This window comes from Arthrobacter sp. SIMBA_036, assembly GCF_046535135.1.
In the GTDB taxonomy this organism is placed as follows: Bacteria; Actinomycetota; Actinomycetes; order Actinomycetales; family Micrococcaceae; genus Arthrobacter.
In genome coordinates, this window is the sequence record NZ_JAWRXG010000132.1 from 1 (window position 1) to 277 (window position 277).

At 22.0% G+C, this 277-nt stretch carries 1 protein-coding gene; it reads left to right on the forward strand.

Going from position 1 to position 277, the window contains the following annotated elements; all coding sequences use genetic code 11:
• The coding region (locus SB659_RS19385) for a hypothetical protein (protein ID WP_410551576.1) at positions 1-277 on the forward strand (277 nt) is incomplete at both ends.

Below are 277 nucleotides of genomic sequence, written 5' to 3' on the forward strand. Positions count from 1 at the left end.
CTTCATATACTAATTTAAATTATAAAGATTTTAGAGAGAATGTAAAGGAATTATTCAGAAACCATTTTGTTAAATATTTTCAGGATAATGAAGAAAATGGTTATACTTTCTATGAAATAAATGTAGATAATTTTGAAAGGTTTGTAAATGATAATTTCAGATTATTAAATGGAAAGTCTTATGTAACAAAAGACAATAAACTGATTGTTGCAAGACATAGACTTGATGATTCATTAAATGAATTATTAGGAAATAATGAACATTTTGTTTTTTCTTT